This is a genomic window from Brevundimonas sp. ALps5 (assembly GCF_058681645.1).
The window spans coordinates 2,726,559-2,751,333 of sequence record NZ_CM178744.1 but is presented as its reverse complement, the minus strand read 5'-3'; the positions used below and the strand labels follow the sequence as shown (position 1 = coordinate 2,751,333).

Annotated in this window: 24 protein-coding genes; 11 read left to right on the top strand and 13 right to left on the bottom strand. The window is 68.6% G+C overall.

Translation table 11 applies throughout. The features are described 5' to 3' along the window. The first annotated feature begins 23 nt into the window (after positions 1-23). The 5 genes from ACW172_RS13195 to ACW172_RS13175 all read left to right on the top strand — a co-directional run bounded on the left by ACW172_RS13195 (position 24) and on the right by ACW172_RS13175 (position 4,745). Positions 24-797 (top strand): TetR/AcrR family transcriptional regulator, encoded by a 774-nt coding sequence (locus ACW172_RS13195; RefSeq protein WP_492031901.1) that lies wholly within the window; start codon positions 24-26, stop codon positions 795-797. Further along, positions 790-2,043 (top strand): serine hydrolase domain-containing protein, encoded by a 1,254-nt coding sequence (locus ACW172_RS13190; RefSeq protein WP_492031900.1) that lies wholly within the window; start codon positions 790-792, stop codon positions 2,041-2,043. Before ACW172_RS13195 ends, ACW172_RS13190 begins: the two co-directional genes overlap by 8 nt. 50 nt (positions 2,044-2,093) lie before the next feature. After that, on the top strand, positions 2,094-3,419 hold the full coding sequence (locus ACW172_RS13185) for an MFS transporter (RefSeq protein WP_492031899.1): 1,326 nt from the start codon (positions 2,094-2,096) through the stop codon (positions 3,417-3,419). 24 nt (positions 3,420-3,443) lie between these two features. Continuing rightward, positions 3,444-3,827: a MerR family transcriptional regulator gene (locus ACW172_RS13180; RefSeq protein WP_492031898.1), complete on the top strand. Its 384-nt coding sequence runs from the start codon at positions 3,444-3,446 to the stop codon at positions 3,825-3,827. Positions 3,828-3,911: 84 nt separating this feature from the next. Beyond that, positions 3,912-4,745 carry an enoyl-CoA hydratase-related protein gene (locus tag ACW172_RS13175; protein ID WP_492031897.1) on the top strand — a complete coding sequence of 278 codons (834 nt, stop codon included), beginning with the start codon at positions 3,912-3,914 and terminating at the stop codon, positions 4,743-4,745. On the opposite strand, the gene ACW172_RS13170 is transcribed toward ACW172_RS13175, so the two are convergent. The 4 genes from ACW172_RS13170 to ACW172_RS13155 are packed head-to-tail and all read right to left on the bottom strand — an operon-like array spanning position 4,742 to position 6,501. Next, a complete protein-coding gene (locus tag ACW172_RS13170) occupies positions 4,742-5,218 on the bottom strand; it encodes a hypothetical protein (protein ID WP_492031896.1) in 477 nt (158 codons plus the stop codon). The genes ACW172_RS13175 and ACW172_RS13170 overlap by 4 nt on opposite strands. Beyond that, the gene (locus tag ACW172_RS13165; RefSeq protein WP_492031895.1) at positions 5,215-5,784 is read right to left on the bottom strand and encodes a response regulator; all 570 of its coding nucleotides are present in this window, start codon (positions 5,782-5,784) and stop codon (positions 5,215-5,217) included. The genes ACW172_RS13170 and ACW172_RS13165 overlap by 4 nt, the downstream gene beginning before the upstream one ends. 7 nt (positions 5,785-5,791) lie before the next feature. Further along, entirely contained in the window at positions 5,792-6,112 is a 321-nt protein-coding gene (locus ACW172_RS13160; protein ID WP_492031894.1) for a hypothetical protein, read from the bottom strand. 2 nt (positions 6,113-6,114) lie between these two features. Beyond that, entirely contained in the window at positions 6,115-6,501 is a 387-nt protein-coding gene (locus ACW172_RS13155) for a response regulator (RefSeq protein ID WP_492031893.1), read from the bottom strand. Between the two features lie 195 nt (positions 6,502-6,696). On the opposite strand from ACW172_RS13155, the gene ACW172_RS13150 reads away from it, so the two are divergent. Genes ACW172_RS13150 through ACW172_RS13140 form a run of 3 tightly spaced genes read left to right on the top strand, consistent with a single transcriptional unit; the run spans position 6,697 to position 11,977 of the window. After that, positions 6,697-9,543, top strand: coding sequence for a hybrid sensor histidine kinase/response regulator (locus tag ACW172_RS13150; RefSeq protein WP_492031892.1), 2,847 nt, complete (start codon positions 6,697-6,699; stop codon positions 9,541-9,543). Then, complete coding sequence (locus ACW172_RS13145) at positions 9,543-10,025, top strand: chemotaxis protein CheW (RefSeq protein WP_492031891.1); 483 nt, start codon at positions 9,543-9,545, stop codon at positions 10,023-10,025. Before ACW172_RS13150 ends, ACW172_RS13145 begins: the two co-directional genes overlap by 1 nt. A 23-nt stretch (positions 10,026-10,048) precedes the next feature. Further along, entirely contained in the window at positions 10,049-11,977 is a 1,929-nt protein-coding gene (locus ACW172_RS13140; RefSeq protein ID WP_492031890.1) for a methyl-accepting chemotaxis protein, read from the top strand. A 69-nt stretch (positions 11,978-12,046) separates the two neighbouring features. Here ACW172_RS13140 and ACW172_RS13135 read toward each other — a convergent pair whose 3' ends face one another. The 9 genes from ACW172_RS13135 to ACW172_RS13095 all read right to left on the bottom strand — a co-directional run bounded on the left by ACW172_RS13135 (position 12,047) and on the right by ACW172_RS13095 (position 22,271). Next, on the bottom strand, positions 12,047-12,886 hold the full coding sequence (locus ACW172_RS13135; protein ID WP_492031889.1) for a CheR family methyltransferase: 840 nt from the start codon (positions 12,884-12,886) through the stop codon (positions 12,047-12,049). Beyond that, entirely contained in the window at positions 12,883-13,968 is a 1,086-nt protein-coding gene (locus ACW172_RS13130) for a protein-glutamate methylesterase/protein-glutamine glutaminase (protein ID WP_492031888.1), read from the bottom strand. Before ACW172_RS13130 ends, ACW172_RS13135 begins: the two co-directional genes overlap by 4 nt. Before the next feature lie 68 nt (positions 13,969-14,036). Next, positions 14,037-15,743, bottom strand: coding sequence for an alkaline phosphatase D family protein (locus ACW172_RS13125; protein WP_492031887.1), 1,707 nt, complete (start codon positions 15,741-15,743; stop codon positions 14,037-14,039). 12 nt (positions 15,744-15,755) lie between these two features. Next, the gene (locus ACW172_RS13120; protein WP_492031886.1) at positions 15,756-18,290 is read right to left on the bottom strand and encodes a TonB-dependent receptor; all 2,535 of its coding nucleotides are present in this window, start codon (positions 18,288-18,290) and stop codon (positions 15,756-15,758) included. Positions 18,291-18,403: 113 nt separating this feature from the next. Beyond that, on the bottom strand, positions 18,404-18,592 hold the full coding sequence (locus tag ACW172_RS13115) for a hypothetical protein (RefSeq protein ID WP_492031885.1): 189 nt from the start codon (positions 18,590-18,592) through the stop codon (positions 18,404-18,406). Then, entirely contained in the window at positions 18,561-19,217 is a 657-nt protein-coding gene (locus tag ACW172_RS13110) for an RNA polymerase sigma factor (RefSeq protein WP_492031884.1), read from the bottom strand. The genes ACW172_RS13115 and ACW172_RS13110 overlap by 32 nt, the downstream gene beginning before the upstream one ends. A 96-nt stretch (positions 19,218-19,313) precedes the next feature. Next, positions 19,314-19,673 (bottom strand): flagellar protein FliS, encoded by a 360-nt coding sequence (locus tag ACW172_RS13105; RefSeq protein ID WP_492031883.1) that lies wholly within the window; start codon positions 19,671-19,673, stop codon positions 19,314-19,316. A gap of 22 nt (positions 19,674-19,695) precedes the next feature. After that, positions 19,696-21,384, bottom strand: coding sequence for a flagellar filament capping protein FliD (gene fliD / locus ACW172_RS13100; RefSeq protein WP_492031882.1), 1,689 nt, complete (start codon positions 21,382-21,384; stop codon positions 19,696-19,698). Between the two features lie 62 nt (positions 21,385-21,446). Next, a complete protein-coding gene (locus ACW172_RS13095; RefSeq protein ID WP_492031881.1) occupies positions 21,447-22,271 on the bottom strand; it encodes a flagellin in 825 nt (274 codons plus the stop codon). A gap of 224 nt (positions 22,272-22,495) precedes the next feature. Here ACW172_RS13095 and ACW172_RS13090 point away from each other — a divergent pair, with 224 nt between their 5' ends. Genes ACW172_RS13090 through ACW172_RS13080 form a run of 3 tightly spaced genes read left to right on the top strand, consistent with a single transcriptional unit; the run spans position 22,496 to position 24,764 of the window. After that, positions 22,496-23,146 (top strand): flagellar hook assembly protein FlgD, encoded by a 651-nt coding sequence (locus tag ACW172_RS13090; RefSeq protein ID WP_492031880.1) that lies wholly within the window; start codon positions 22,496-22,498, stop codon positions 23,144-23,146. Positions 23,147-23,157: 11 nt separating this feature from the next. Then, positions 23,158-24,423, top strand: a complete 1,266-nt coding sequence (gene flgE / locus ACW172_RS13085) for a flagellar hook protein FlgE (protein WP_492031879.1) — start codon at positions 23,158-23,160, stop codon at positions 24,421-24,423. Continuing rightward, the gene (locus ACW172_RS13080) at positions 24,423-24,764 is read left to right on the top strand and encodes a hypothetical protein (protein WP_492031878.1); all 342 of its coding nucleotides are present in this window, start codon (positions 24,423-24,425) and stop codon (positions 24,762-24,764) included. Before flgE ends, ACW172_RS13080 begins: the two co-directional genes overlap by 1 nt. The last annotated feature ends 11 nt before the right edge of the window (positions 24,765-24,775 follow it).

The window sequence follows — 24,775 nt, the reverse complement described above, 5'->3', positions numbered from 1 at the left end:
CGCCCGAGCTCGAGACCCGCGCCATGACGACCGCCAAAGCCGCCCCGAAAGCCGCCAAGCCCGCCGCCGCCAAGGCGAAGACGACCGCTGCGAAGACCGCCGCCCGTCCCAAGGGCCGGTCCAAGGCCGAGCAACGCGCCGAGAGCCTGGAGCAGATGCTGGACGCGGCCGAGGAGCTGTTCTCCAAACACGGCCTGTACGGCGTGACGTTGAAGGACGTGGCCCAGAAGGTCGGGGTCCACACCTCGCTGATGCACTACTACTTCGAAGACAAACAGGACCTGTTCCTGCAGGTCGTGCGTCGCAAGGCGCCGATCACCATCGGCCGCCGGGTCGAGGCGATGACCCGCTATGCCGAGGAGACCGGCGATCATCCCACGGTCGAGGGTGCGCTGCGCGCCTTTCTGGACACCGACCTGGACCTCTACATCGAGGGCGGCGAGGGCTGGCGGAACTACGGCGCGCTGGGCGGCCAGCTGAACAACACCCCGGCCTGGGGCGCGGCGGTGATGTGGGAAAACTTCGACCCCGTCGTGCTGCAGCTCATCGACCTGCTCAAGAAGGCGATGCCGGACGCGGCCGAGGAAGACATCTTCTGGGGCTATCACTTCGTCACCGGCGCCCTGACCCTGAGCCTGGCGCGCACCGGCCGGATCGATCACCTGTCGGGCGGCCTGTGCCAGTCCGACGACTTCGAGGCCATCAAGGCGCGGATGGCGAAATTCATGGCCGGCGGATTCATGGCCATCTGCGAATCCCGCGCCGCCGAGCGAAAAGCAGGAACACCCCATGGCTGACGTCGCAGGCTTCCCCGTCGCGGCCCGTCCCGAGGACCTGGGCTTCGACAGCGCCCGACTGGGTCGCCTGGACGACTATATGGCCGGGATGGTCGAGGCGGGGCGCGTCGCCGGCGTCTCGACCCTGATCCTGCGGCACGGCAAGGTCGCGGCGTTCAGGACGCACGGATCGGCCGTGCTGGGCGGCGAGACGCCCCTGAGCCCCGACGCCATCTTCCGCATCTATTCGATGACCAAGCCGATCGCGGCGACGGCCATGATGATCCTGTTCGAGGAGGGCCACTGGGTCCTCGACGATCCGGTGACGAACTTCATTCCCGAGTTCTCGGCCCTCAAGGTCTGCGCCGGCGTCGGCCCGGACGGCGGGATGATCATCGAGGACGCCAAACGCCCGCCGACCCTGCGCGAGGTGATGAGCCACACCGCCGGCTTCGCCTACGGCCTGTTCCCCGACTACCACCCGCTGGAGAAGGCCTATTTCGCCGAGGGGATCGCGCGTCCGGACGGCGCCCAGGCCTTCGTCGACAAGGTCGCGGCCCAGCCCCTGATGTTCCAGCCGGGCGGCGAGTGGTTCTACTCCATCGCCTCGGGCATTCTCGGCGTCATCGTCAGCCGGATCTCGGGCCAGACGTTCGGCGACTTCCTGCAGGACCGGATCTTCGGCCCGCTGGGCATGGTCGACACCGGCTTCCAGACCGGGCCCGACAAGGCCCATCGCCTCGTGACCTTCTATCAGGACGACGCCCAGGGCGGGCTGAAGGAAGTCACCGAGGTCCTGAACGCGCCGATCAACCCCTTCATCGCCCCGCCGCCCTTCGAGGACGGAGGCGGCGGACTGGTCTCGACGATCAGCGACTACGCCCGCTTCGCCCAGATGATCCTGAACAGGGGCGAGCTGGACGGGGTGCGCATCCTGGCGCCCGTCACGGTCGAACTGATGTCGACGAATGTCATTCCGGACGCGGTGCTCGCTACCTCTCATCCCCTGCGACTGCTGCCTTTCAACCCGGCCTTCGGCTTCGGCCTGGGCTTCTCGGTCATGAAGGATCCGCGCCGGCTGGGCTCTGTCGAGGGGCGCGGCACCCTGGCCTGGGGCGGGATGGGCGGGACCTGGTTCTGGATCGATCCCGAGAACGATCTGATCTTCGTCGGCCTGATCCAGCGCTTCGCCGACCCGATCTCCGGCGAGTTCCGGGCGAAAGCCCGCACCTTCACCTATGCGGCCCTGACCCGGCCGGATCTCTGAACTTCGCGAACAACAGACGGGCCTCAAGGTCCGCTTTCGAGGAAACGACAATGACCACCGTCACCGCCGACGACGCCGAGGTCCCCACCTCGCCGCCCGCCGAGTTCCGCAAGACCAAATGGGGCGTCGTCTGGCTGCTGACCCTGACGCTGTTCACGGCCCTGACCGTCGGCGGCCTGCTGGCGCCGCTGCAGGAGGCGGCCAAGCTCGATCTCAAGATGACCGACGTCCAGCTGGCCATGATCGTGGGCACGGCGACGGCCATCCCCACCGCCCTTCTGGCCCTGCCCATCGCCTGGTGGGTGGATCACAGGACGCGCAACCGGATGCTGGTCTTCCTCGCCTCCCTGTGGGCCATCGGCACCATCGGCACCGCCTTCGTCACCGACTTCTACGGCCTGTTCGCCGCGCGCCTCGTCGCCGGCATCGGCGGCGGCACGGCCTTCCCGGTCGTCGTCTCCCTTCTGGCCGACGTCTGCATGCCCGAGAAGCGCGGCCGCTCAATGCTGCTGCTCTCGATCGGCGCCTGGGGCGGCGCGGCGGCGGCCTTCGCCATCGGCGGCACCCTGTTCGGTTATCTGGAAGCCCACCCGAGCGCCTTCATCGCCGGCATGGCGCCCTGGCGTGAGACCCATCTGCTGGTCGGCATCGGCGCCGCCATCCTGACCCTGCCGCTGTTCCTCATCCGCGAGCCGAAACGCTATGAGGTCGAGCAGCAGAGCGTCGCCCTCATCCCGACCCTGCGCGCCTTCTGGAAGCGCAAGATGTTCCTCGGGCCGCTGTTGGTCGGCAACTTCTCAGGTGCCCTGGCCGAGGGCGCGGCGGCCCTGTGGATGGGGTCGGTGCTGGTACGCCAGTACCATCAGTCGCCCGGCCAGTTCGGCGGCTGGGTAGGGCTGGTGATCCTCGGCTCGGGCATCGTCGGCTCGGTGCTGGGCGGCTTCACCGCCGACTGGGCCCAGAAGCTGAAGATGCGCGGCGGCATCCTGCTGCCCGCCGTCGTCGCCACGGCGATCAGCATCCCGGCCAGCGCCTATCCGATCATGCCGACGGTCTCCGGCTTCGCCTGGGTGCTGTTCGCCCTGCTGACCGGGGGGGCGGTCGTCAACCTGGTCAACACCGCCGCCATCGCCGTCCTGCTGCCCAATGAGGAACGGGCCACCAGCATCGCCGCGCTCAAGATCGTCGCCACCGTCGTCGGCGGCCCGATCACCGGCGCCATCGTCGTGGGCATGGCCTCCCTGTTCGAGGGGCCGACGGGAATGGGCATCTCCCTGACCTGGCTGGGCGTCGTGACCGGCTTCATCTCGCTGGGCGGCTACTGGCTCGCCATGGCCAACGCCCCGCGCAAGGCCGAGGCCGAAACGCCCGCCTGACCCCTCTCCCCGGAGCCGACGACGATGAGCCATTCCAACTGGGCCAATCCCTCGCTCGCCGTCGTCGGCATCGCCCGCCTCGCGGAGATGACCGGGACCAGCCTCAGGGCCCTGAGGTACTACGAGGAAATCGGCCTGCTGCGGCCGTTCCGCACCGCCAACCGGGCGCGGCTGTTCACCGGCCATCAGTGCGAGATGGCGGCGATGATCGTGCTGCTGCGGCGGTTGGACGTCTCCGTGGTCGAGATCCGGGCGGTCATCGATCAGGCCCCGTCCGACACCGACCGGGCGGTGCGGTTGCGCCAGACGCTGGAGCGCAAGGCGGCGGAACTGTCGGAGCGGCTGCGCGAGGTGCAGGTCGCACTGGCGGGGACCTCCGCCCCTCACGAAAAACTCAGCGCCGCCTGACCTTAGGTGACCCTTGCGAGGGGCTGTCGGCGGTGGAAGGAAAGATCCGGGCGTCCGGCAGAGACGTCGCTGGAGAGAACCGCCATGGCCGCCTTCGAGATCACCCGTGAGGGCGCCGTCGCCCATCTGCGCCTGACCCGGCCCGAGGCGTCGAACGCGCTCGACATGAGCTTCTGGCGCGGCTTCGGTCCCGCCGTCGCGGCGCTGGACCGGACCGGCGAGATCCATGCCCTGGTCATCTCCGGCGAGGGCCGCAACTTCTGCGCCGGGATGGACATCTCCGTCTTCTCCAGCGGGGCCATCCTGCCGGCCGAGACGTCGGCCCAGCGGCAGGCCTTCCATCAGGCGGTGCGCGATCTTCAGGACGCCCTGACCGCGCTGGAGAAGGCGCGTTTCCCGGTGATCGCGGCGGTGCACGGCGCCTGCGTCGGGGCCGGGCTGGACATGGTCTCGGCCTGCGACCTGAGGCTGGCCTCGGCCGACGCCCTGTTCCGGATCGAGGAGATCAATATCGGCATGATGGCCGACGTCGGCAGCCTGCAGCGCCTGCCCAAGATCCTGCCCGAGGGGGTGGTGCGCGAACTGGCCTATCTGGGGACCAGCCTGACCGCCGACCGCGCCGAGCGGCTGGGCTTCGTCAATGCGGTGCTGCCCGACGCCGGGGCCGTGGTCGCGGCGGCGCTGGAGATGGCGAAGACCATCGCGGGCAAGGCGCCGTTGGCCGTCACGGGATCGAAGGCCGCGATCGGCTATGCGCGCGATCACACCGTCGCCGAGGGGCTGGAGTGGGTGGCGGTCATGCAGGGCTCGCTGTGGAACCCGTCGGACATCCTGACGGCGATCCAGGCGCGCCGGGCCAAGGAGACGCCGGCCTTCGCGGGCCTCGCCCCCTTGATCCTGCCGGGCTCCGAAAGCTAGGCGACGCGGCGGGTCGCGCGGGTCACGGCGGAGGTCATGGCGGCCAGCCCGGCCGAGAGCCGCGCCTGATCGGCGGGCGCCAGCGACCGGTCGAAGAAGAGCACGCCCAGACCCTCGGCCTGGACCGTCACCGCGCCAGAGCGCCAGCAGCCGCAATCGATCCAGCCGTCCAGCAGGTCGCACAGGTCGATGACCAGAGGCACCAGGTCGTTGCGACGGGCGACCGCGGCCGTCTCGGCGATCGACAGGGCCAGACGGCGGATGGCGCGCGCGTCGGCCTGGATCTGCCCGTCGGGGCGGCGGCAGAGGACGAGCAGGTCGGAGAGTTGGGGACCCAGCCGGATGGCGATGGCCGGAGCGATGGCCTGGACCCTGGCCTCGGCGTCATGGGCCAAGGTCTCGATCGTCGCGCTATCCGCCGCCGTCAGGATGCGGGCCAATTCGTTGGGCGGTGTGAAGCTGGAGCCCGTCATGTGAACAGCCCGTCGATCTCTTCCTGCGACAGGGCGCGTTCGGGGACGGCAATGATCCTGAGGTCCTCGGCGCGGCGCTCGCTGATCCCCGGCGCCAGGGGTTCGGTGCGGAAGCGGCGATCCGGGCCGTGGTAGCGGGGCGTGTCGATGAAGGCCCTTCGGCTCTGGGCGATCCACAGCATCCGCTCCAGCAGGATCATCGGCGAGACCGGCTTGGCGATGGTGAAGTTTGCGCCGCAGTCCCGCGCCCGGACCACCTTGGACTCCGGCGTCGAGGCGCTGAGCATCAGGACGGGGGTGCAGGCGTTGGGCCCCTCCCGATCCGCCCGCAGGTCGCGGACCAGGGCGAAGCCGTCCTCCTCGGCCATCTCGCAGTTGACCATGATCAGGTCGAAGCGGCGGGTCAGCAGGGCCTCGCGGGCGGCCTCGACGCTGTGGCATTTGGTCGGACGGCTGATGCCGAAGCCCATCAGGATGGCGCCGAGCAGCTCCGTCGACTGCGGATTGTCGTCCACGACCAAAGGCTCGATGTCACGGAGGCCGAGGCGGGTTCCGGACAGGGGCATGGCCGCCTCACCCGGCCTGCATCAGGCGGTCGGCCGCCGTCTGGTCCAGCCCGTCCGCCGCGGGACCGTTCAGCAGATGGGCGGCGGCCCGGGACTCCACCCGGCCGGTCGCCGAGGCCGCCAGCCGCTCCAGTCTCTGGTCGGCCAGATCCTGAAAGGCGCAGGCCTGAAGGATCTCCAGAAACAGGGTCTCCACCGCCCCGGCGTCGACGGGCTCGGCCTGGACCAGATCCAGTCCCTGTTCCGACAGGGCCAGCAGGGTCTGGGCGGCGCCCTCCAGCGTTGACCGGACGGCGGCGATCTCGGCGAGGAAATCGGACCGGGTCACGGTCAGATTTCGCCCAGGACGGAGGTCAGCTTCTGTTTGAGCACGGCCAGGGTGAAGGGCTTGATGACATAGTTGTTCACCCCGGCCTGACGGGCGGCGACCACGTTCTCGGTCTTGGCCTCGGCGGTGACCATGACGAAGGGGACCGCCTTCACCTCGTCGTCGGCGCGCACCCGCTGGAGCAGTTCCAGACCGGTCGTCGGCTGCATGTTCCAGTCCGACAGGACCAGGCCATACGGTTTGGACTTGATCATCTGGAAGGCGGTGTCGCCGTCGGCCGCGTCGTCCACATTGTGGAAGCCGAGCTGGTTCAGCAGCCCCCTGACGATCCGGATCATGGTGCGGTAGTCATCGACCACCAGAACATTCATCGTCTTGTCGACCGCCATGGCCGTTGCTCCCTCTCCCGGCCCCTCCCGGCCTGTATCGAAAGTGAGCGATACACTCTAAGGTTGCGTTAATGCCAAATTGGATGCTCTTTCTGGTTGTAACTTCCGGTTAACCCTGTTCGCGCCATGGTTGCTTCGCCCGGCTGTCCGGGCTTGCGACAGGGTGATCCGTTGGACGAGGTCGTCAGGGATTTCGTGGCTGAGGCTCTCGAGGGGCTGGAAGCGCTCGATTCGAAGATGGTCCGGCTGGAACAGGCGCCGGACGACCCCGCCCTGCTGGGCGAAATCTTCCGCCTCGCCCATACATTGAAGGGCACCAGCGGCTTTCTGGGTCTGTCGCGGCTGCAGGGTGTCGCCCATGCGGCCGAGAATGTGCTGGGCGGGTTTCGCGACGGGACCTTGGCGGTCACGCCCGGCGCGGTCTCGGCCATCCTCGACGTTCTGGACGTCATCCGCGAGATCGTGGACCACCTTTCCGTGCATGGCGAGGAGCCGTCGGGGGACGACGGCCGGCTGATCGCGGCGCTGGACGCCATCTTCGCGGGGGAAGGGGCCAAAGCCGCGCCCGAGGCGAAGACGGACGCGCGGCCGCTGCTGGAACGGTTGGGTGGAGAGGCGACGCTGGACGCGGCCTGTGAGGCGGCCCTGTTCGCCCTGACGGCCGACGCCGAGGTGCAGGCCGTCGCCAAGGCGCTGGACGCCGACCGGGTGCAATCCGCCCTGAGGGATGCGCTTTGCAGGATCGCGCGGGGCGGGGCGGGCGACTTCTCCACGGCCCTGTCCACCGCCCTGCCCGGGCTGAACGGTGAGGCCGCCGGGCGCGCCGTCGCCGCCATACGCAAGGCCCTGCTGGCGCTGGAGGCCGAGGCCGAGGCTGTGGACCGGGTGCTGACGCCGACCACCCCTGCCCCTGCAACAAGTCCGCAGGCCGAAACACCGCCCTCGACCACCGCCCCGTCCGCCGACAGCCAGTCGATCCGGGTCAATGTCGAGGTGCTCGAAAACCTGATGACCGTGGTCAGCGAGCTGGTGCTGATCCGCAACCAGCTGATCCAGACCCTGAGGACCGATCCCGAGAGCGCCTTCGCCGGGCCGCTGAACCGGCTCAATCAGGTGACCAGCGAGCTTCAGGAAGGGGTGATGACCACCCGGATGCAGCCGATCTCGGGCGCCTGGGCCAAGCTGCCGCGGCTGGTGCGGGACCTTGCCGCCGACCTCGGCAAGTCGATCGAACTGGTCATGCAGGGTCAGGAGACCGAGCTGGACCGGCAGGTGCTGGAACTGATCAAGGACCCCCTGACCCATATGATCCGCAATGCGGCGGACCACGGCATCGAAACGCCCGAACGCCGCCGGGCCGCCGGCAAGCCGGCTGCGGGCCGCATCCTGCTGCAGGCCCGGCACGAGGGCGGCGCCATTCTGGTCGAAATGTCCGACGACGGGCGCGGCCTGCCCGCCGAGGCCATCCGCGCCAAGGCTCTGTCGGCCGGTCTGATCACCCCGGCCCAGGCGGCGGCCATGACCGACGCCGAGGCGCGCCAGCTGATCTTCGCCCCCGGATTCTCCACCGCCGATCAGGTCACCGCCGTCTCGGGCCGGGGCGTCGGCATGGATGTGGTGCGGACCAATATCGAGAAGATCGGTGGGGCCATCGAACTGGCCTCGGTCGAGGGTCAGGGCACCCGGTTCACGATCCGCATCCCCCTGACGCTGAGCATCGTCTCGGCCCTGATCGTCGAGGCCAGCGGCGAGCGCTTCGCCATGCCCCAATCGAGCATCATCGAGCTCGTCAGCACCGGCGCCGGTCCGCTGTCGGATGAGACCGAGGCGACGGATGGCGAGGCGGCCCCGCCGTCCCGTCGCATCGAGGAGATCAACGGCGCCTGGGTCCTGAGGCTGCGCGACCGGCTGCTGCCTTTGGTGTCGCTGCAGGCCCTGCTGGGGCTGGAGGAGCGGGAGGACCCGCGCGCCGACGCCTGTATCGTGGTGGCCCGGATCGGCGCCTTCACCTTCGGCGTCATCGTCGACCGGGTGTTCGACACCGAGGAGATCGTGGTCAAGCCGGTGGCCTCGGTGCTGCGCCATCTGAAGATCTATTCCGGAGCCACGATCATGGGCGACGGCTCGGTGATCATGATCCTGGACTTCAAGGGGATGTCGCTGGAGGCGGGCGCCGGCCATCTGGTCAACGGCGCCGAGGATGCGGCCGAGGCCGGGACGGAGGCGTCCGGCGAGACCCGGACCCTGCTGGTCTTCAAGACCCCGGAGGCGGCGCTGAAGGCCGCCCCGCTGGACAGTGTAGCCCGCATCGAGGACCTGGACTGCGCCAGCATCGAACACGTCGACTGCCGGTCGGTGATCCAGTATCGCGGCGCCCTGATGCCGGTCGTCGGCTGTGACGGCAAACCGGTCCGGATCGAAGTCGAAGCTGAAGAAGGGCGTCGTCGGCCGCTGCTGGTTTTCGCCCGGGGCGCGACCGGCTTCGGGGTTCTGGCAGAGGAGATCGTCGACATCGTCGAGGGCCCGGCCTCGGCCCAGCTCGGCGGTGCGGGCGCGAGCGCGGCGGGCAGTCTGATCGTCGCAGGTCAGGCCACGGAGCTGATCGACCTCGACTTCTACGGACGCGGCGCGGGGGTGGCTTCCGACGCCCCCTCCCCTGCCCCTCCCCCTGCTTTGAAGACCGGCGACCGGCGCATTCTGGTCGTGGATCAGAGCCCCTTCACCCGTCTGCTGCTCGGCCCCCTGCTGGCCCAGGCGGGATACGGCGTCGAGGTGGCGGCGAGCGCCCGGGACGCCCTGACCCTGCATGACGGCGGCGCGGTCTATGACCTGATCCTGGCCGACACCACCCCCGGCGCACCCGGCGCCCGCCAGCTGGCGCACACCCTGGGACAGGCCTCGGCCTGGCACGCGACGCCCCTGCTGGGCCTGGGCGCCTATCGGATGGAAGCGCGCGACCGGCTGGACAGTCTGGAAGCCGATCTCGATCGCGAACAGCTGCTGACCGACCTCGACGACAATCTGCTGCGCGGAGCCGCCTGATGAGCCGGCCGACGACAGACGGGGTTCAGGGGCTGGTCTCGGTGCGCGTCGGCGACCAGACCTTCGGCGCCCCGGTGCTGAGCGTGCAGGACGTCATCGCCCCCGTGCGCATCGACCGCGTGCCCCGCGCCCCGGCCGAGGTGGCGGGCTCGCTGAATCTGCGCGGCCGGATCGTCACCGCCATCGACATGCGCCGCCGCCTCGGCATGACGCCGCGCGAGGCCGACCAGCCGCATATGTGCGTCATCGTCGAGAGCGCGGGCGAGCTCTACGCCCTGCAGGTCGATGATGTCGGCGACGTCCTGTGGCTCGACCTCGCCGCCCAGGAGCCCCAGCCCATCACCCTGGCCAGCGAATGGCGCGCCCTGTGCGCCGGCCTCTACCGCCTCGACGACGACCTGATGCTGGTCCTCGACATCGCGGCCGTGCTCGCCCTTCCCGCTCTTTCCGGGGCCGCCCTCACCGCCCCTCTCGCAGCCTGACCCTTCACCGGAGGAACACGCCCATGCCCGCCCTCGCTCATGCTTCCGAAGACCCCGAACCCGTCATGCTGGATCCCGCCTTCGCCGCCGCCGCGCTGGACGGCGCCGCCTCGGCCCTGATCCTGCTCGACCCGATGGGCGAGGTGCTGCGCGTCAACGGCGCGGCGCGGCGCCTGATGCAGGCCCATGCCACCGCCCTGTCGCAGGCCTTCCCCGGCCTCGATCCCCTGAGCCCCGAAGGCGGGCGGATGGGTCTGGCGGGCGTCAGCTTCGATCCCGCCCGCATCGGCGCCGCGCCCGACGTCCGCACCGGTGAGATCGCCGTCGGCGCCGCCCCCTTCTCGGTCCGGGTCACCGCGGTGCGCGACGAGGTCGGCCGGCCGCTGGGCGAGCTGGTCGAGCTGGCCGACATCAGCGAGGACCGCAAACACGCCGGCATGCTGGCCGCGCTCGACAAGGTTCAGGCGATCATCGAGTTCGGCATGGACGGGACCATCGTGGACGCCAACGCCAACTTCCTGGCCACCGTCGACTACCGGCTGGAGGACATCGTCGGCCGCCACCACAGCCTGTTCGTCGATCCAACGGAGGCCCAAGGGGCCGGCTATCGCGCCTTCTGGGAGCGGCTGGGCCGGGGCGAGTTCGATGCGGGCCAGTACCGCCGCCTCGGCCGCAACGGCAAGGAGGTCTGGATCCAGGCCAGCTACAACCCCATCCTCGACGCCGCCGGACGGCCCTTCAAGGTGGTGAAGTACGCCACCGACATTACCGCCCAGAAGCTGGAATCCGCCAACTTCGAAGGCCAGATCGCGGCCATCAACAAGGCCCAGGCGGTGATCGAATTCTCGGTCGACGGGACGATCCAGTCGGCCAACGAGAACTTCACCGGTGCCGTCGGCTATCGGCTGGAGGACATCGTCGGGCGCCACCACAGCCTGTTCGTCGATCCCGAATACGCCGCCAGCGCCGAGTACCGCCGGTTCTGGGAGAAGCTGGGGCGCGGCGAATACGACGCCGGCCAGTATCGACGCCTCGGCAAGGACGGGCGCGAGATCTGGATCCAGGCCAGCTACAACCCGATCCTCGACAGCAACGGCCGCCCGTTCAAGGTCGTGAAATACGCCACCGACATCACCGCCCAGAAGCGGGTCGCCGAGCGGGTGACCCAGATCTCGGGCATCGTCGCCTCCGCCGCCTCCCAGATGCGCGCCACCGCCGAGGGGATGGCGGTGACCGCCGAGGAGACGACACGTCAGGCCGGAATGGTCGCCTCCGCCGCCGAGATCACCTCGGTCAACGTCCAGACCGTATCGTCTGCGGGTGAGGAGCTGACGGCCTCCATCGGCGAGATCGCCCGTCAGGTGGCCGAGAGCTCCAGCATTTCCCAGCACGCGGTGACCGAGGCGGACAAGGCCTCGGACTCGATCCGCAGCCTGGCCCAGGCGGCGCAGAAGATCGGCAATGTGGTCACCCTGATCAACGACATCGCCGGCCAGACCAAGCTGCTGGCGCTGAACGCCACCATCGAGGCGGCGCGAGCGGGCGAGGCCGGCAAGGGCTTCGCTGTCGTGGCCTCGGAGGTGAAAAGCCTGTCGGACCAGACCGCGCGGGCGACGCACGAAATCTCGTCCCAGGTCTCGGCCATGCAGTCGGCGACCCAGACCTCGGTCGGGGCCATCGGCGGCATCACCGACACCATCAGGAAGGTCGCCGACATCGCCTCGGCCATCGCCGGAGCGGTCGAGGAACAGTCGGCCGCGACGCGCGAGATCGCCGCCAACGTCACCCAGGTGGCGGAGGGCACGCGGCAGGTGTCGTCCAGCATCGCCGGGGTCAACGCCGCCGCCGTCCAGACCAGCGACGCCTCTGCCGACCTGCTCAAGGCGTCCGGCGAACTGGCCCAGCAGGCCGAGGCCCTGACGCTGGAGATGGACAAGCTGGCCGCCGCCTGACCCGATCTTTCAGAAGGCTCCCGAGGGGCGCGGCGGGAGACGGCCGCGCCCCTCTTCTGTGCGCCGAGCCTAGGCGCTGAGACGGTCCTCGCGAGCGCGAGGCTGGAAGGCGCCGCGCAGGCCGGGCATGGGTTCGAAGGCGCTGTCCAGACCGACCACGGTCTCGGCGCTGCCGAGGATCAGGGCGCCGTCGGGCTCCAGCGCCTCCGAGAGGCGGGCGAGCGCCCAGCGCTTCTGCAGCTGCTCGAAATAGATCAGGACGTTGCGGCAGAAGATCAGGTCGAACCGGCCCATGCCGACGACCCCGTCCATCAGATTGTGCGGACGGAACTCGACCAGGGCCCGAACCTCGGGCGCGATCGACCAGTCGCCGCCGTCGCGTTTCAGCCAGCGCGAGCGGCGGGCCTCCGACAGGCCGCGCGAGGTTTCGAAATCGCTGTAGAGCCCGCGCCGGGCGCGATCGAGGATCGGCTGGGACATGTCGGTGGCGAGGATCTCGACGGTCCAGCCCGGCATCAGCCGACGCTCTTCCAGCAGCAGCATGGCGAGCGAATAGGGCTCCTGACCGCTGGAACAGGCCGCGCTCCAGATCCGCAGGCGCTTCGCCCCGGCCCGTCGCGCGACCAGCGCCGGCAACAGGACGTCGCGCAACTGGTCGAAGGGGGTGGCGTCGCGGAAGAAGTAGCTCTCGTGCGTGGCCATGGCGTCCACGGCGCGCTGGGCCAGCCGCCCTCGCGGGTCGAGGCGCAGACGGGCGAACAGGGCCTCCAGCGTCGCCAGCCCCTCCTCGCGCATCACGGGCGTCAGCCGGCTCTGCAGCAGATAGTCCTTGTCGGCTCCGAGGCTGAGGCCCGAGCGTTCCAGCACCAGACGGCGGAAGGCCTCGATGTCGCTGATCGCCCCGGTCATGCGGCGGCCCGCTTCAGCCACTCGCCGATGCGGGACAGGGGCAGGACCGCCTCGGCCCGGCCCGTGCGGGCGGCGGCGCCCGGCATGCCCCAGACAACGCTGGTCGCCTCGTCCTGGACCACGAACCGCCCGCCGGCCTCGGCGACGGCGGCGCAGCCGGAAGCCCCGTCCGATCCCATCCCCGTCAGGATCACCGCCCGGGCCGAGGCGCCGTAGGTCCGCGCCACGCTGCGCATCAGGGGATCGACCGCGGGGCGGCAGAAATGCTCGGGCGGCTCCTGATTCAGCCGGATCATCGGGCCGCCCTGCGACCGCTCGACGGTCATGTGCCAGCCGCCGGGGGCCACATAGGCGCGGCCCTGAACGACCGATTCGCCGTCCACGGCCTCGCGGCACGGCCGATCCCCGGCGCGCGCCAGCTGCTCGGCCAGAAGGGCGGTGAACATGGGCGGCATATGCTGGGTCAGGAGGATCGGCAGGCTCACCCCGCGCAGGGACTCGAAGACCTGAACCAGGGCGGGCGGCGCCCCGGTCGAACCGCCGATGGCGATAACCTCGGGCCGGACGGTCGCTGCTGACGGCGGCGGGACGGGGCGCGGCGACGGGCGTGCGGGCGGTGCGCCGCCCGCCGGCTCGGGCGCGCCGCCGAGGGCCCGGACCTTGGCCAGCAGCTGGCGATGGAACTCCTCGGCGTGGACCAGACCTCCGCCCTCGGGCTTGGAGACATAGTCGGACGCGCCCGCCTGAAGCGTATCCAGACACAACCTTGCATTGCACAACGTCAGGGTCGAGGCGACGATGATCCGCACCCCCGGCCGACGCGACAGGATCAGCGGCAGGGCGGTCATCCCGTCCATCACCGGCATCTCCAGATCCAGCACGATGACGTCGACCTCGACGTGCTCCAGCTGGGCCAGGGCTGCCTGCCCGTTCTCGGCCCGCGCGACCACGGAGACCGCCGCATCGGCCTCCAGCGCCCGCGCGATCAGGCCGCGCACCACGGCGGAATCGTCGACGACCATGACGCGGATCGACCGGTCAGGGTCGGGACGGGAGAGCTCAGGAAGGCGGGACGGCTGCACGGGCGACTCCTCGGCGGAGCCCTACCCTACCCCTCGAAGGATGAAGGATACACTACCTATACGCGCATTCACGCCATCGGAACCCGCACCGTTGGCCCCAGACCAGCATCAGTCTTCGCCACGCTCCAGCGTGTGACAGTCTTCGCCTCATACGGTTTGGCGACAATGGTCGACATCCCGACCAGATCGGCGCGGGCCTCGGTCGGGGTCAGGGTCAGGAGGATGTAGCCCTTGGAGCTCTGGTCGCAGAACAGGACCTCGGTGTTGGCGAGGTCCAGAGCCATGCCGAGCGGGAAGTTCCCGATGGCGTCCTGCGGCGACGGGCTGGAGATGGAGCTGGTCCCGAACTCGACCGCGACCCGTTCGCCCGCCTTGTCGGCCAGATCATTGACCCAGAAGGAATGGCTGTCGCCGGCCAGGACGATGGGCTGGACGCCCGCCGCCTTGAAGGTCTGGTACAGGCGCTCGCGGCCGGCCGGATAGCCGTCCCAGCTGTCGAGGTTGAACGGCAGGCCCTGGGCGAACAGGGCGATCGAGCCCTCGACCTGGGCGCGGATCGAAGGCGGCAGTCCGCCGAGCATCCCCGAAATCTGCTCCGGCGTGGCCATGGCGGCGATGTTCGGACCGGCGACACGCGCCATGACGACCTGATTGCCCAGCACCTGCCAGGGACGGCCGGCGGCTTTCGAAGCGGCCAGCTCGCGGCCCAGCCAGTCGCGTTGGGCGTCGCCCAGAAGGTCACGCTCGGGAGCGTTGCGTTTGGCTTCGAAGGCGGCGGCGTCGGGGACCGGCTTGCCGTCCGGGCCCGACTTCATCGTGATGTCGGCGGCATAGGTCAGTTGCTGCTGACGCCCCTGCAGCCGGGTCTCGACCATCATCAGGCTGGCCAGATCGCCGAAGTGGAAGGTCCGCTGGATGGCCTCGGCCATCTTGCCCGGGACCGGCTCGCGGATCGGCATCCATTCGAAATAGGCCTTCAGCGCGGCGGCCTTCCTCGCATTGAAGTCGCCTTCGGTCGCGGGCTGGTGGTTCTCGGCGCCCGTGTTCCAGGTGTCGTTGGCGACCTCGTGGTCGTCCCAGACGCAGATGAAGGCGGCGCGGGCGTGGGCGGCCTGGAGGTCGGGGTCGGTCTTGTACTGGGCGTGACGCTGGCGATAGTCGGCCAGGGTGACGATCTCGTGCGGCGGCTCCGGAATGCGGTTCAGGGCCGCGCCGACGGTCATGCCGTAGTCGTCGGCCTCGGCGCCGTATTCGTAGATGTAGTCGCCGAGGTGCACGACGGCGTCGAGGCGATCCAGCTTCGCGATGGCGTCATAGGCGTTGAACAGGCCGCCCGGGTAGAGCTGGCACGAGACGACGGCCAGGGCCGCGTCCGCCGTGGGGCCTTCCGGCAGGGTCTTCACCCGGCCGACCGGCGAGGTCACGCCCGCGGCGATGAAGCGGTAGAAGTATTCGGTCCCAGGCTTCAGTCCCTGACCGTCCAGGTCGTGCTTGACTGTGAAGTCGCGCGCGGGCTCGGCCGAGAGGCCCGTCGAACGCCGGACCATGTGGGCGAAGGCCGCGTCGGACGCGACCTCCAGCACCACCGGGATCGGACCGCTGGCGGTGTCGGCCGGGGTGACCCGCGTCCAGAAGATCGCCGCCATCGTCGACGGATCGCCGGAGGCGACGCCGTGCCGGAAGGACACCGTCCCCGCATCCGCCGTCGTGGCGACAGCGGATGCGGCGCCCGCCGCGCCGATGGATTTCAGGAGGCCGCGGCGATCGATCTTCATGACGCTCTACTCTCAGTAACGCAGGCTGACGGTCAGGCCGTAGGTGCGGGGCTCGCCGGCGATGAAGGTCGGCATGCCGAGGCCGTCGCCGGTGTTGCCCGCGTCCTTGATGAACTTCTCGTCGGTCAGGTTGTCGCCGAAGACCTCGACGCCCCAGTTCTCGCCCGTCGGGGCGTAGCGGACGCGCAGGTTCAGCAGGCCGTAGGCCTTCTGGACCTCGTCCACGACGGTGTCGGCGACGAAGTTGCGGGTCTGCAGGTCGGTGCGGTCGTTGTTGTCGTCGAAGAACATCTCCGACTGCCAGGTGTAGGTCGGCTGGACTTCGAGCGAACCGCCGGCGACCGGCAGGGTCCAGATCAGGCCGACCGAGGCGCGGTTGTCGGGCGACAGGCGGAACTTGTTGCCGTCGTAGATACCCGCCTTGAAGCGCGAATGGTTGTAGCCGTAGGTGCCGAAGACCTCGACCTGCTCGGTCATGGCCCAGCTCAGCTGGCCTTCGAAGCCGTAGCTCTCGGCCTTGCCGGCGTTGGTGGTGACGAACAGGGTGCCCTGCTGCACCGTCGTCTGGAAGTTTTCGTAGTTGTACAGATAGGCGGCAGCATCGACGCGCAGGCGGCGGTCCATCAGGGCGGCCTTGTAGCCGACCTCATAGCTGTCGACCTGTTCGGAGGCGACCTCGGTGAAGCGCGGGGCGCCGAAGGGCGCGCTCGGGGCGCTGGCGGCCAGCACGGTCGGGCGACGGCCACGGGCGTAGTTGGCATAGACGCTGGCGTCGTCTGACAGGGCGTAGCGGGCGGTGGCGCGCCAGGTGAAGCCGTCGTCCGTCAGCCCCTGCGTCGCCGTCGAGCCGTTGCCCGCCGTCGGCTGGAAGGTCAGGCCGAACAGGGGGAAGGCGGCGGTGACCGGGGCGGTGGCCGCGCCCGGCGTGGCCAGGGCGGTCAGGAAGCCCAGTTGCCCTGCCGGCGGAATGGCGCTGATGGCCAGCAGCGAGCCGACGATCGAGCGGCCGTTGTCGACCTGGGAGGCGAAGCCCGTGGTCTTGTCGTCATGGGTGTAGCGCACGCCCGCCGAGACCTCGAGGCGGTCGGTGATCTTGTAGGTGGCGTCGGCGAACAGATCGACGGATTCCAGCTCGCTGGAGTTGGTCGCCTCCTCGATGTGGCTGGACTTCAGGTTGGCGGCGATGCCGGGGATGAAAGGCGCCGGGATGCCGAGGCCCGCCAGGATCGGGTTGATCAGGGCCGAGGAGCTGTAGGCCGCCAGCGGCAGGGTGTTGGGCAGGGCCGCAGCCGGTGTTCCGTCCAGCAGGCCGGACAGCTGGGCCAGGGCGATGCGCTCGTTGAACTCGGTGACGGCGCGCTGCGAACCGTCTTCCTTGAAATAGCCCACGCCGGCGAAGCCCGAGAGGCGGCCGCCGTTGTCGTAGTTCAGGCGGAACTCCTGGCTCCACTGCTTGCCTTGCGCATCCTCGGCGGCGGTCAGCAGCGGCAGGGAGATCCCGTCGGCGTCGAAGGTCTCATAGCTGTCGAACTCGCGGTAGGCGGTGGTCGAGGTCAGGGTCAGGCTGTCGGTCAGGCCGGCCTTGACGATGCCCGTCACGCCCCAGACCTCGCGGTCGAGGCCGAGCGTCTTGCCGCCGTCGAAATTGCCGCCCGGGGTCAGGGCCGCGCCCTCATTGGCGTCGCGCACGCCCAGGACCGCGCCGGTGTTCGGATCCTGCGGATTATAGGCGATCGACTTGAAGGAGGTGCCGGCCGGATTGTCGGTCTGGTAGTTGCCGATGATGTCGACGCGGAAGCGGTCCGACGGCTCGAAGGCGCCCGACAGACGGAAGGCGCGGGTGTCGACGCTGTTGTAGTTGTCGCCGCCCAGCAGGTTCTCGACATAGCCGTCGCGGGTCTTCATCCGGGTGGAGAAGCGGATCGCGCCGGTCTCGCCGACCGGGACGTTCAGCATCAGCTCGGCCATGCGGTAGTCGAGGTTGCCGACGCTGGCGCGGGCGGCGGCGTCATATTCGCCGACCAGGGGCTTGTTCTGGATGATGTTGACCGCGCCGATCAGGGCGCCGCGGCCATAGAGGGTCGACTGCGGGCCCTTGGCCACCTCGACGCGCTGGATATCGAACAGTTCGACATAGGAGCCGCGCGACTTGGAGATGGAGACGCCGTCCTGGAACACCGAAACGCGGGGCTCGACGGTGGCTTCACCCGAGTCGGAGGTGATGCCGCGCATCACGAAGCCGGCGTTGTTGGGCGACTGGTTCTGGACCAGGAAGCCGGGGACGTAGGCCGACAGCTCCTCGAAGTCCTGGACGCCCAGCTTCTCGAGGAAGCTTCCGGTGTAGGCGGTCAGGGCGAAGGGAACCTCAATCGGGTCCTGGGCGCGCAGCTGGGCGGTGACGACGACGTCCTCGACCTGGCTGGACTGTTCCGTCTGGCCAGAATTCGGGGCCGCATCCTGGGCCTGAGCCATCGAGGCTCCGCCGAGGGTCGCCACCAGGGCGGTCGCGCCCAGAAGGCCGTTCTTCAGTGTGTCGTGACGCGCCATTTTCAGATCCCCTGCACAGCTTTGCAGGAGTTAACGGCGCTCCGTGCCCGTCAGGCGACAGCGCGGCGACCGGCGCATGAAGCTCCAGACGCGGATTGGTGACGGTTGATCAGTCAGCGGAGAACTGTTCGATCCGCCGCATCCGCACCCGGCGCCGGCGCGCCGCTGGCGACCGCGAAAATGTCACGGGCTTCGTCTGAAACGCTCATCAGGGCGATGCCGGCCTCGGCAAGGCGAGGCGGCCAGACGCTCAGGTCCGGGCCGAGGATTTCAAGATGGTCGCGCCATTCGGTCATGGTCATGGGTCCAGAGCTTCTTCTGATTCCGCAAATCGTCCCGGAGCGCCATCCTGCCCCTTTTGAGCAGTGAACGCACCGAGCTCTCGGTGGTGGCCATCCGCGCCATGATCTCGGGCACATCGGCGTCTTCGAAATAGTGCAGGCGCATGGCCTGCCTTTGGGCGTCCGGCAGCCGTTCGACGGCCGCTCTCAGGCGGTCGCCCGCCTGTCGTTGTTCGATGGCGCGGTCCGCCGGGACCGGGCCGTAGTCGTCATGGGCCTCGATCACGGTGGCCAGCACCGTGTCCTCGGTCGGGGCGTCGCGACGGCGGCGGCGGTGGTCGATGGCGCGGTTGATCACCACCCGGTGCAGCCAGGTCGAGAACTTCGCCCCCTCTGCCGTCCAGCCACCCCTGCGCCACAGGGTGAAGAAGACCTCCTGGACCACATCCATCGCTTCGTCGGGGTCGCCGACAATGTTGCGGCAGATGACCTGGGCCATACGGCTGTGACGATCCATCAGCACCCGAAGGCAGAGATCGTCCCCGTCCCGCAGGCGGGCGTAGAGCACCTCGTCGGACAGCTCATCACGGCGAGAGACCGGCGCGAGGGTGGTCGGTTTCGGGGCGGGCGCGGACTTGGCGGACATCGGTCGGATCCAGCATTCAACTGCTCTCCGCGCAGCAACCGACGTGCCAGTTTTGGCATTTTCTCCTTATATTTCAATGATGTAAACTTGGGGCGCCTAGTGTTGCCGGCTTGTGGCCTTTGAGAGCCCCAACATAACGCCGCGTATCTGTCCCGTTATCTCCGACCACTCCGGGCTTCCGTCCCGCAACATCGCGGCGTTGACGATGCGGCGCTGCAGTCGGTGATAGAAGCGCTCCAGTTGCCGCCCATCCGGCCCCGCCAGTTCGAAATTCATGTGCATTCTCATGGCGGTAAGAATACTGGAGGCGGTCTGGACGTGGCCGGACATCTCGTCGAGCCGATTTTGCTCCCCGGCAAGGCTTGCCGAGGTCACGGCGGCGTAGAGCTTCTGGTGCAGGGCCAGGGCGACGCTGGCGGGCTCGTGGATCAGCAGACCCGAGGCGCGATAGGCCATGCTGGCCCGTCCGTAGGCGGTGTTAGTCATCGGAGGATGTGTTCCCGAGAATGGCCGCGATCTGGGCCTGAAGAAGTTTGGCCTGGGTCAGCTCGGCCTCCATGTTCGCGTATTTGGTGACCAGCTTTTCCCGATAGGTGTCGGCGTCCGTGCGGATCTTGTCGGACCGGGTCGTCAGGTCCTCGTTGACCGTCTCGATGGAGTCGATGCGCTGCTGGATCAGGCTGGTGGTCGAGCTGTCGTAGGACGTCATCGCCTGGGTCAGCAGGTTGGCGAACCCCTGCTGGATCGACACCGAAATGTCCCCGGTCGAGGCCGGCGCCAGGATGAAGGTGATGCCCTCGTAGGCCGTGCCCGTCGCCCCGACGAGGCGGGAGCCGGAGATGGTGAAGGCCGCGTCGTCGCCGTTGGCCGTGACGCCGGTGATGGCCCCGCTCTCGTCGGTCTGGATCGACAGGGTGAAATCCAGCGACTTCGAGGTGTTGTTCCTGAGCAGCTTCAGGCCGCTGTCCGAGGTGGTGAAGTCGGTCTCGAAGAAGCTCTCAAGGGCTTTCGCATTGGACAGGATGGCGTCGTTCAGCGCGGTCTCGTCGCTGATCTCGAGCAGATTGTCCGAGGTCCAGGTGATGCCCATGTCGCTGAGCCGGGTGATGTCGCCGGAGGACGAGGCGCTGGCGCCGTTGATCAGGGTCTTCAGCGTCTGGTCCAGCGAGCGCAGCAGGCTGTCGGCGAACAGGACCGCATCATCCGACGCCCCGCCGCTGGACGACACCGCCTGCTGATCGAGGACATATTGCTTCAGGGCGTTGTAGGCGGTGACGAAGTCGCTGATCGCGGTCTTCACCCCCGAATTGTCAGCCGTGATCGTCAGGGTGATCGGCTCGGTCGTGACCCCGGCCAGCGAGAAGCTGACCCCGTCGATGACGTCGGTCATCTCATTGGTCGAGCGGGTGACGGTGGCGCCGTCGACGGTGATGATCGCCGGCTGGGCCTCGCGCAGGACATGGGTGAAGCCGCCGTCGGCGTCGGTCAGGCCGACCGACCGGGCCACGTCGTCGCCGCTGACCGTGCTGAGGACGATGGTCTCATTGGTGTCCACGGCGGAGAGGACGAGCTGGTAGTTCGCATCGTCCAGCTTCACGAGCGAGGCCTGGACGCCCGTGGTCGAGGTCTGGGCGTTGATCGCCTTGGCCAGGTCGCTGAGGGTGGTGGTGGTGGTGACGGTGATCTCGGCGGCGGTCCCGCCCTCGACGCCGATCGACATGATCCCGGCCAGACCGAGCGCGGTGGTCGAGGGGGCGGCGGTGGCGGCGACCTTCATCGCCTGGGCAAGCTGGACCACCTCGATGGAATAGACGCCGGTCGCCGCCTCGCTGTCGACGTCGACGGCCAGACCCGAAACGGTTGCCCCCGATGCTGTGGTCAGGGAGCCCGAGCGGTTGTCGAAGGCATTGTCCGATCCCAGGCTGGAGTATGCCGGCAGGGCCAGGCTCTCCATGGCGTCGGACACGGCCGCGACCAGGCTCTGGACCTCCTGATAGGCGCTGATCTTCGTGGTGTTGGCCGTGACCTTGGCGTCGATGGTGTCGGCGCGCGCGGTCTTCTGGGCCACCGCCGCATCGATGAGGGCGTCGGTGTCCAATCCGGAGGAGATGGAGGTGATGTAGCTGGCCGACCCCGAGGTCGAGGCGGTCGCGGCAACGCTGGCCATGGGCTTTGTCCGTTCGTGGGGAGATCAGGGGAACGGGCGGAGGCGAACCCCCGCCCGCGCCTTTACTGGAGCAGCTTCAACAGCGACTGGCTCATGCTGTTCGCCTGGCTCAGGGCGGCGATGGCCGCCTGGGTCAGGGTCGAGAGCGTCGTGTAGTTGGTCTGCTCGGAGGCCAGGTCGACGTCGCTGATGGCCGATTTCGCGGCCTCCAGGTTCTCGAGCGAGGTGTCGATGACACTCGCCCGATAGTCGAAGCGCGACAGGCTGGCGCCCACATTCGCCCGAGACGTCGAGATGGAGTTGATCGCCCCATCGATGGCGTCCATCGCCGTCGCCGCGTTGTCCGCGGAGGTGACGTCGGTGCCGTCGATGCCGAGATCGCTCGCCGTCACCCCGTCGATGGTCACCGTCAGCACATCGGTGCTGCTGGTGCCCAGGAGGAACGAGACGCCGGTCGAGTAGTCGCCCGCGCCGTCGAGCAGGGTCGAGCCGTTGAAGTTGGTCGAGGTCGCGATGTCCCCGACTTCCTCCAGCAGCTGCTGGTACTCCGCATCGATATTGGCGCGGCCATCATCGTCCACCGACCCGGTCTGGGACTGGGCCGTCAGCGACTTCATGCGTTGCAGGATGTCGCTGATCTGGGACAGGGCGCCGTCGGCGGTCTGAAGCACCGCGGTTCCCTGCTGGGCGTTGATGGAGGCCTGTTCGAGCACCACCACATCGGCCGCGATGTTGGTCGACGTGGCCAGGCCGGCCGCGTCGTCCCTGGCGCTTTGGATGCGTTGGCCGCTCGACAGTTTCGCCACCGAGGCCGACTGCGCCGCCGAATTGGCGTTCAGATAGCGCAGGGCGGTGTTGGCGGCGGTATTGGTTGAGATGACAGGCATTCTTTCCTCGTTCTCTCCAGGCTGACGCCGACGCGCGAAATGCACGCCGGAGGGGGCGGAGAACGCTTCTCGTCTCCGGTCCCGCAGATGGAACGGAGCGGCCGCCGCGTTTGGGGCGCGCTTTCTTTCGTCGTCAGAAAAATCGGGAGCCGCGCATTTTCCGCGCCCCATCCGTTCCGGCCGTCTCGTTGAACCCGTGACAGCAACCGGACCGGGCCGACGCCATGACCACCGTTTCATCCGTCGCGACGACGACCTCGACAGCGACCTCCTCGTCGTCGCTGACGCTCGACATGAACCAGTTCCTGCAGATCCTGGTCACCCAGCTGAAGACGCAGAACCCGCTGGAGCCCACGGACGTCACCGACTTCACCAACCAGCTGGTGGGTTATGCCCAGCTGGGCCAGCAGACCGAGACCAACGACAACCTCGCCGCCCTGTCCTCGTCCCTGACCGCCATGCTGACGGCGGGCGGGGCCGACTACATCGGCAAGACCGCCGAGATCGACAGCACAGACGCCCCCGTCCAGAACGGCTCGGCCTCCTGGACCTATACGGTCGGGTCGGACGCCGCCTCCACCGCCCTGGTGGTGACCAATCAGGACGGCGACGTCGTCTGGTCTGGCACGGGCGAGACCGCCAGCGGCCAGCACGCCTTCTCGCTGGATCAGGCCGATCTGACGGGGGTCGAGGACGGCGATGTTCTGACCCTGACCTCGGTGTCCAGCGACGCCGACGGCGTGGGCACGGTCAATGGCGTCACCGCCTTCGCGAAGATCGATGCGGTGACCTTCGACAGCGGGACGACCGGCTATCAGGCCGGCGACGCGGTCATCTCCGCCGACGACATCCTCAAACTTTACGCCTCGGCCTGAGGCGCGCTTCGATGACCTTGTCCAGCGCCCTCGCCTCCGCCGTCTCCAGCCTGACCGCCCAGGGCGTCGCCCTGTCGTCGATCTCGGAGAACATCGCCAACTCCTCAACCACCGCCTACAAGGTCAAGGACACCTCCTTCCAGTCGCTGGTCTCCTCCAGCATGGAATCCAGCGTCGCCGCCGGCGGCGTCTCGACCTCGCTCAGCCGCGCCATGCTGGTCCAGGGGGTGATCTCCACCTCGACGGTCGACACCAACCTGGCCATCAACGGCAGCGGCTATTTCGCCGTGACCAGCAGTCCGACCGGCGGCGTCGCCGATCTGGCCTACAGCCGCAACGGCAGCTTCACGACCGACTCCTCGGGCTATCTGGTCAACTCCGAGGGCTATTATCTGCAGGGTTACGCCACCGACGCCGACGGCGTGGTGACGGCGACCGGGGCCTCCAGTCTGCAGGCGATCAACGTCTCCAACCTGACCTCCCCGGCCTCGGCCAGCACCAGTCTGACGGTCGCCGCAAACCTGCCCGCGGACGCCGCCGTCGGCGACAGCTTCACCACCACCTCCTCGGTGATCGACAGCCTCGGCGCGACCCATATCTTCGACCAGACCTGGACCAAGACCGACGCCAACACCTGGTCGCTGGCGGTCAGCAATCCCTATTCGGCGGGCAGTGGCGAAGAGACCGGCACCGCCGCGACCAACACCGTCAGCATCACCTTCGACAGCAACGGCCTGCCCTCGGTGATCAACCCGGATCCGTCGTCGGTGACCTTCAGCTTCAACGACGGCGCCTCGGACGCGACCGTGGCCCTGAACCTCGGCGCCGTCGGCTCCTCGACCGGCCTGACCCAGTACGATTCCGGCGCCACCGACCCGACCATCGCGGTGACGAAAATCACCAGCGACGGCATGGCGGCGGGCACGCTCAGCGGCGTCACCATCGGCTCGGACGGGGCGGTCAGCGCCACCTTCTCCAACGGCCTGACGAAGACGATCTACAAGATCCCGGTCGCCACCTTCGCCAACGCCTCGGGCCTGAGCCAGATCTCGGGCACCACCTTCAAGGCCAGCGCGTCGAGCGGTCAGGCCCAGATCAATCTGTCGGGCATCGGCGCCGCCGGCGACGTGGTCTCCAGCGCGCTGGAAGGCTCGACCACCGACACGGCGACCGAGTTCAACAAGATGATCGTGGCCCAGCAGGCCTACTCCGCGGCGTCGCAGGTGGTGTCCAGCGTCAAGGACATGTTCGACACCCTGATCTCGGTAGTGCGCTGATGCCGGACCACGGGCAGAACCTTCAGAAACTGCTGTCCCGGGCCCGGCGCTCGCGCGGCGCGGGCTTCAGCCTGCCGATCATCGAGGGCTACGAAGAGGCCGCCGCAATGGCGCGCGACATCGCCGCCAAGCTGGCGACCCTGCCCTGGGACGACCGGGCGGTGCTGATCTCCGACGTCCAGCTGCTGGAGGCCGCGCTCAAGACCCGGGCCGAGGTGCTGCGCGCCGAAATGACCACTCACGCTTCAGAGATCATTCGCCTGACCCGCGGCGCCGGGGCGCGCGACGCCTATGGCGCGGGGGCTCGCCTGAGGCGGACGCCGCCGAGAGGCGACGCATGATCGGGGGGCAA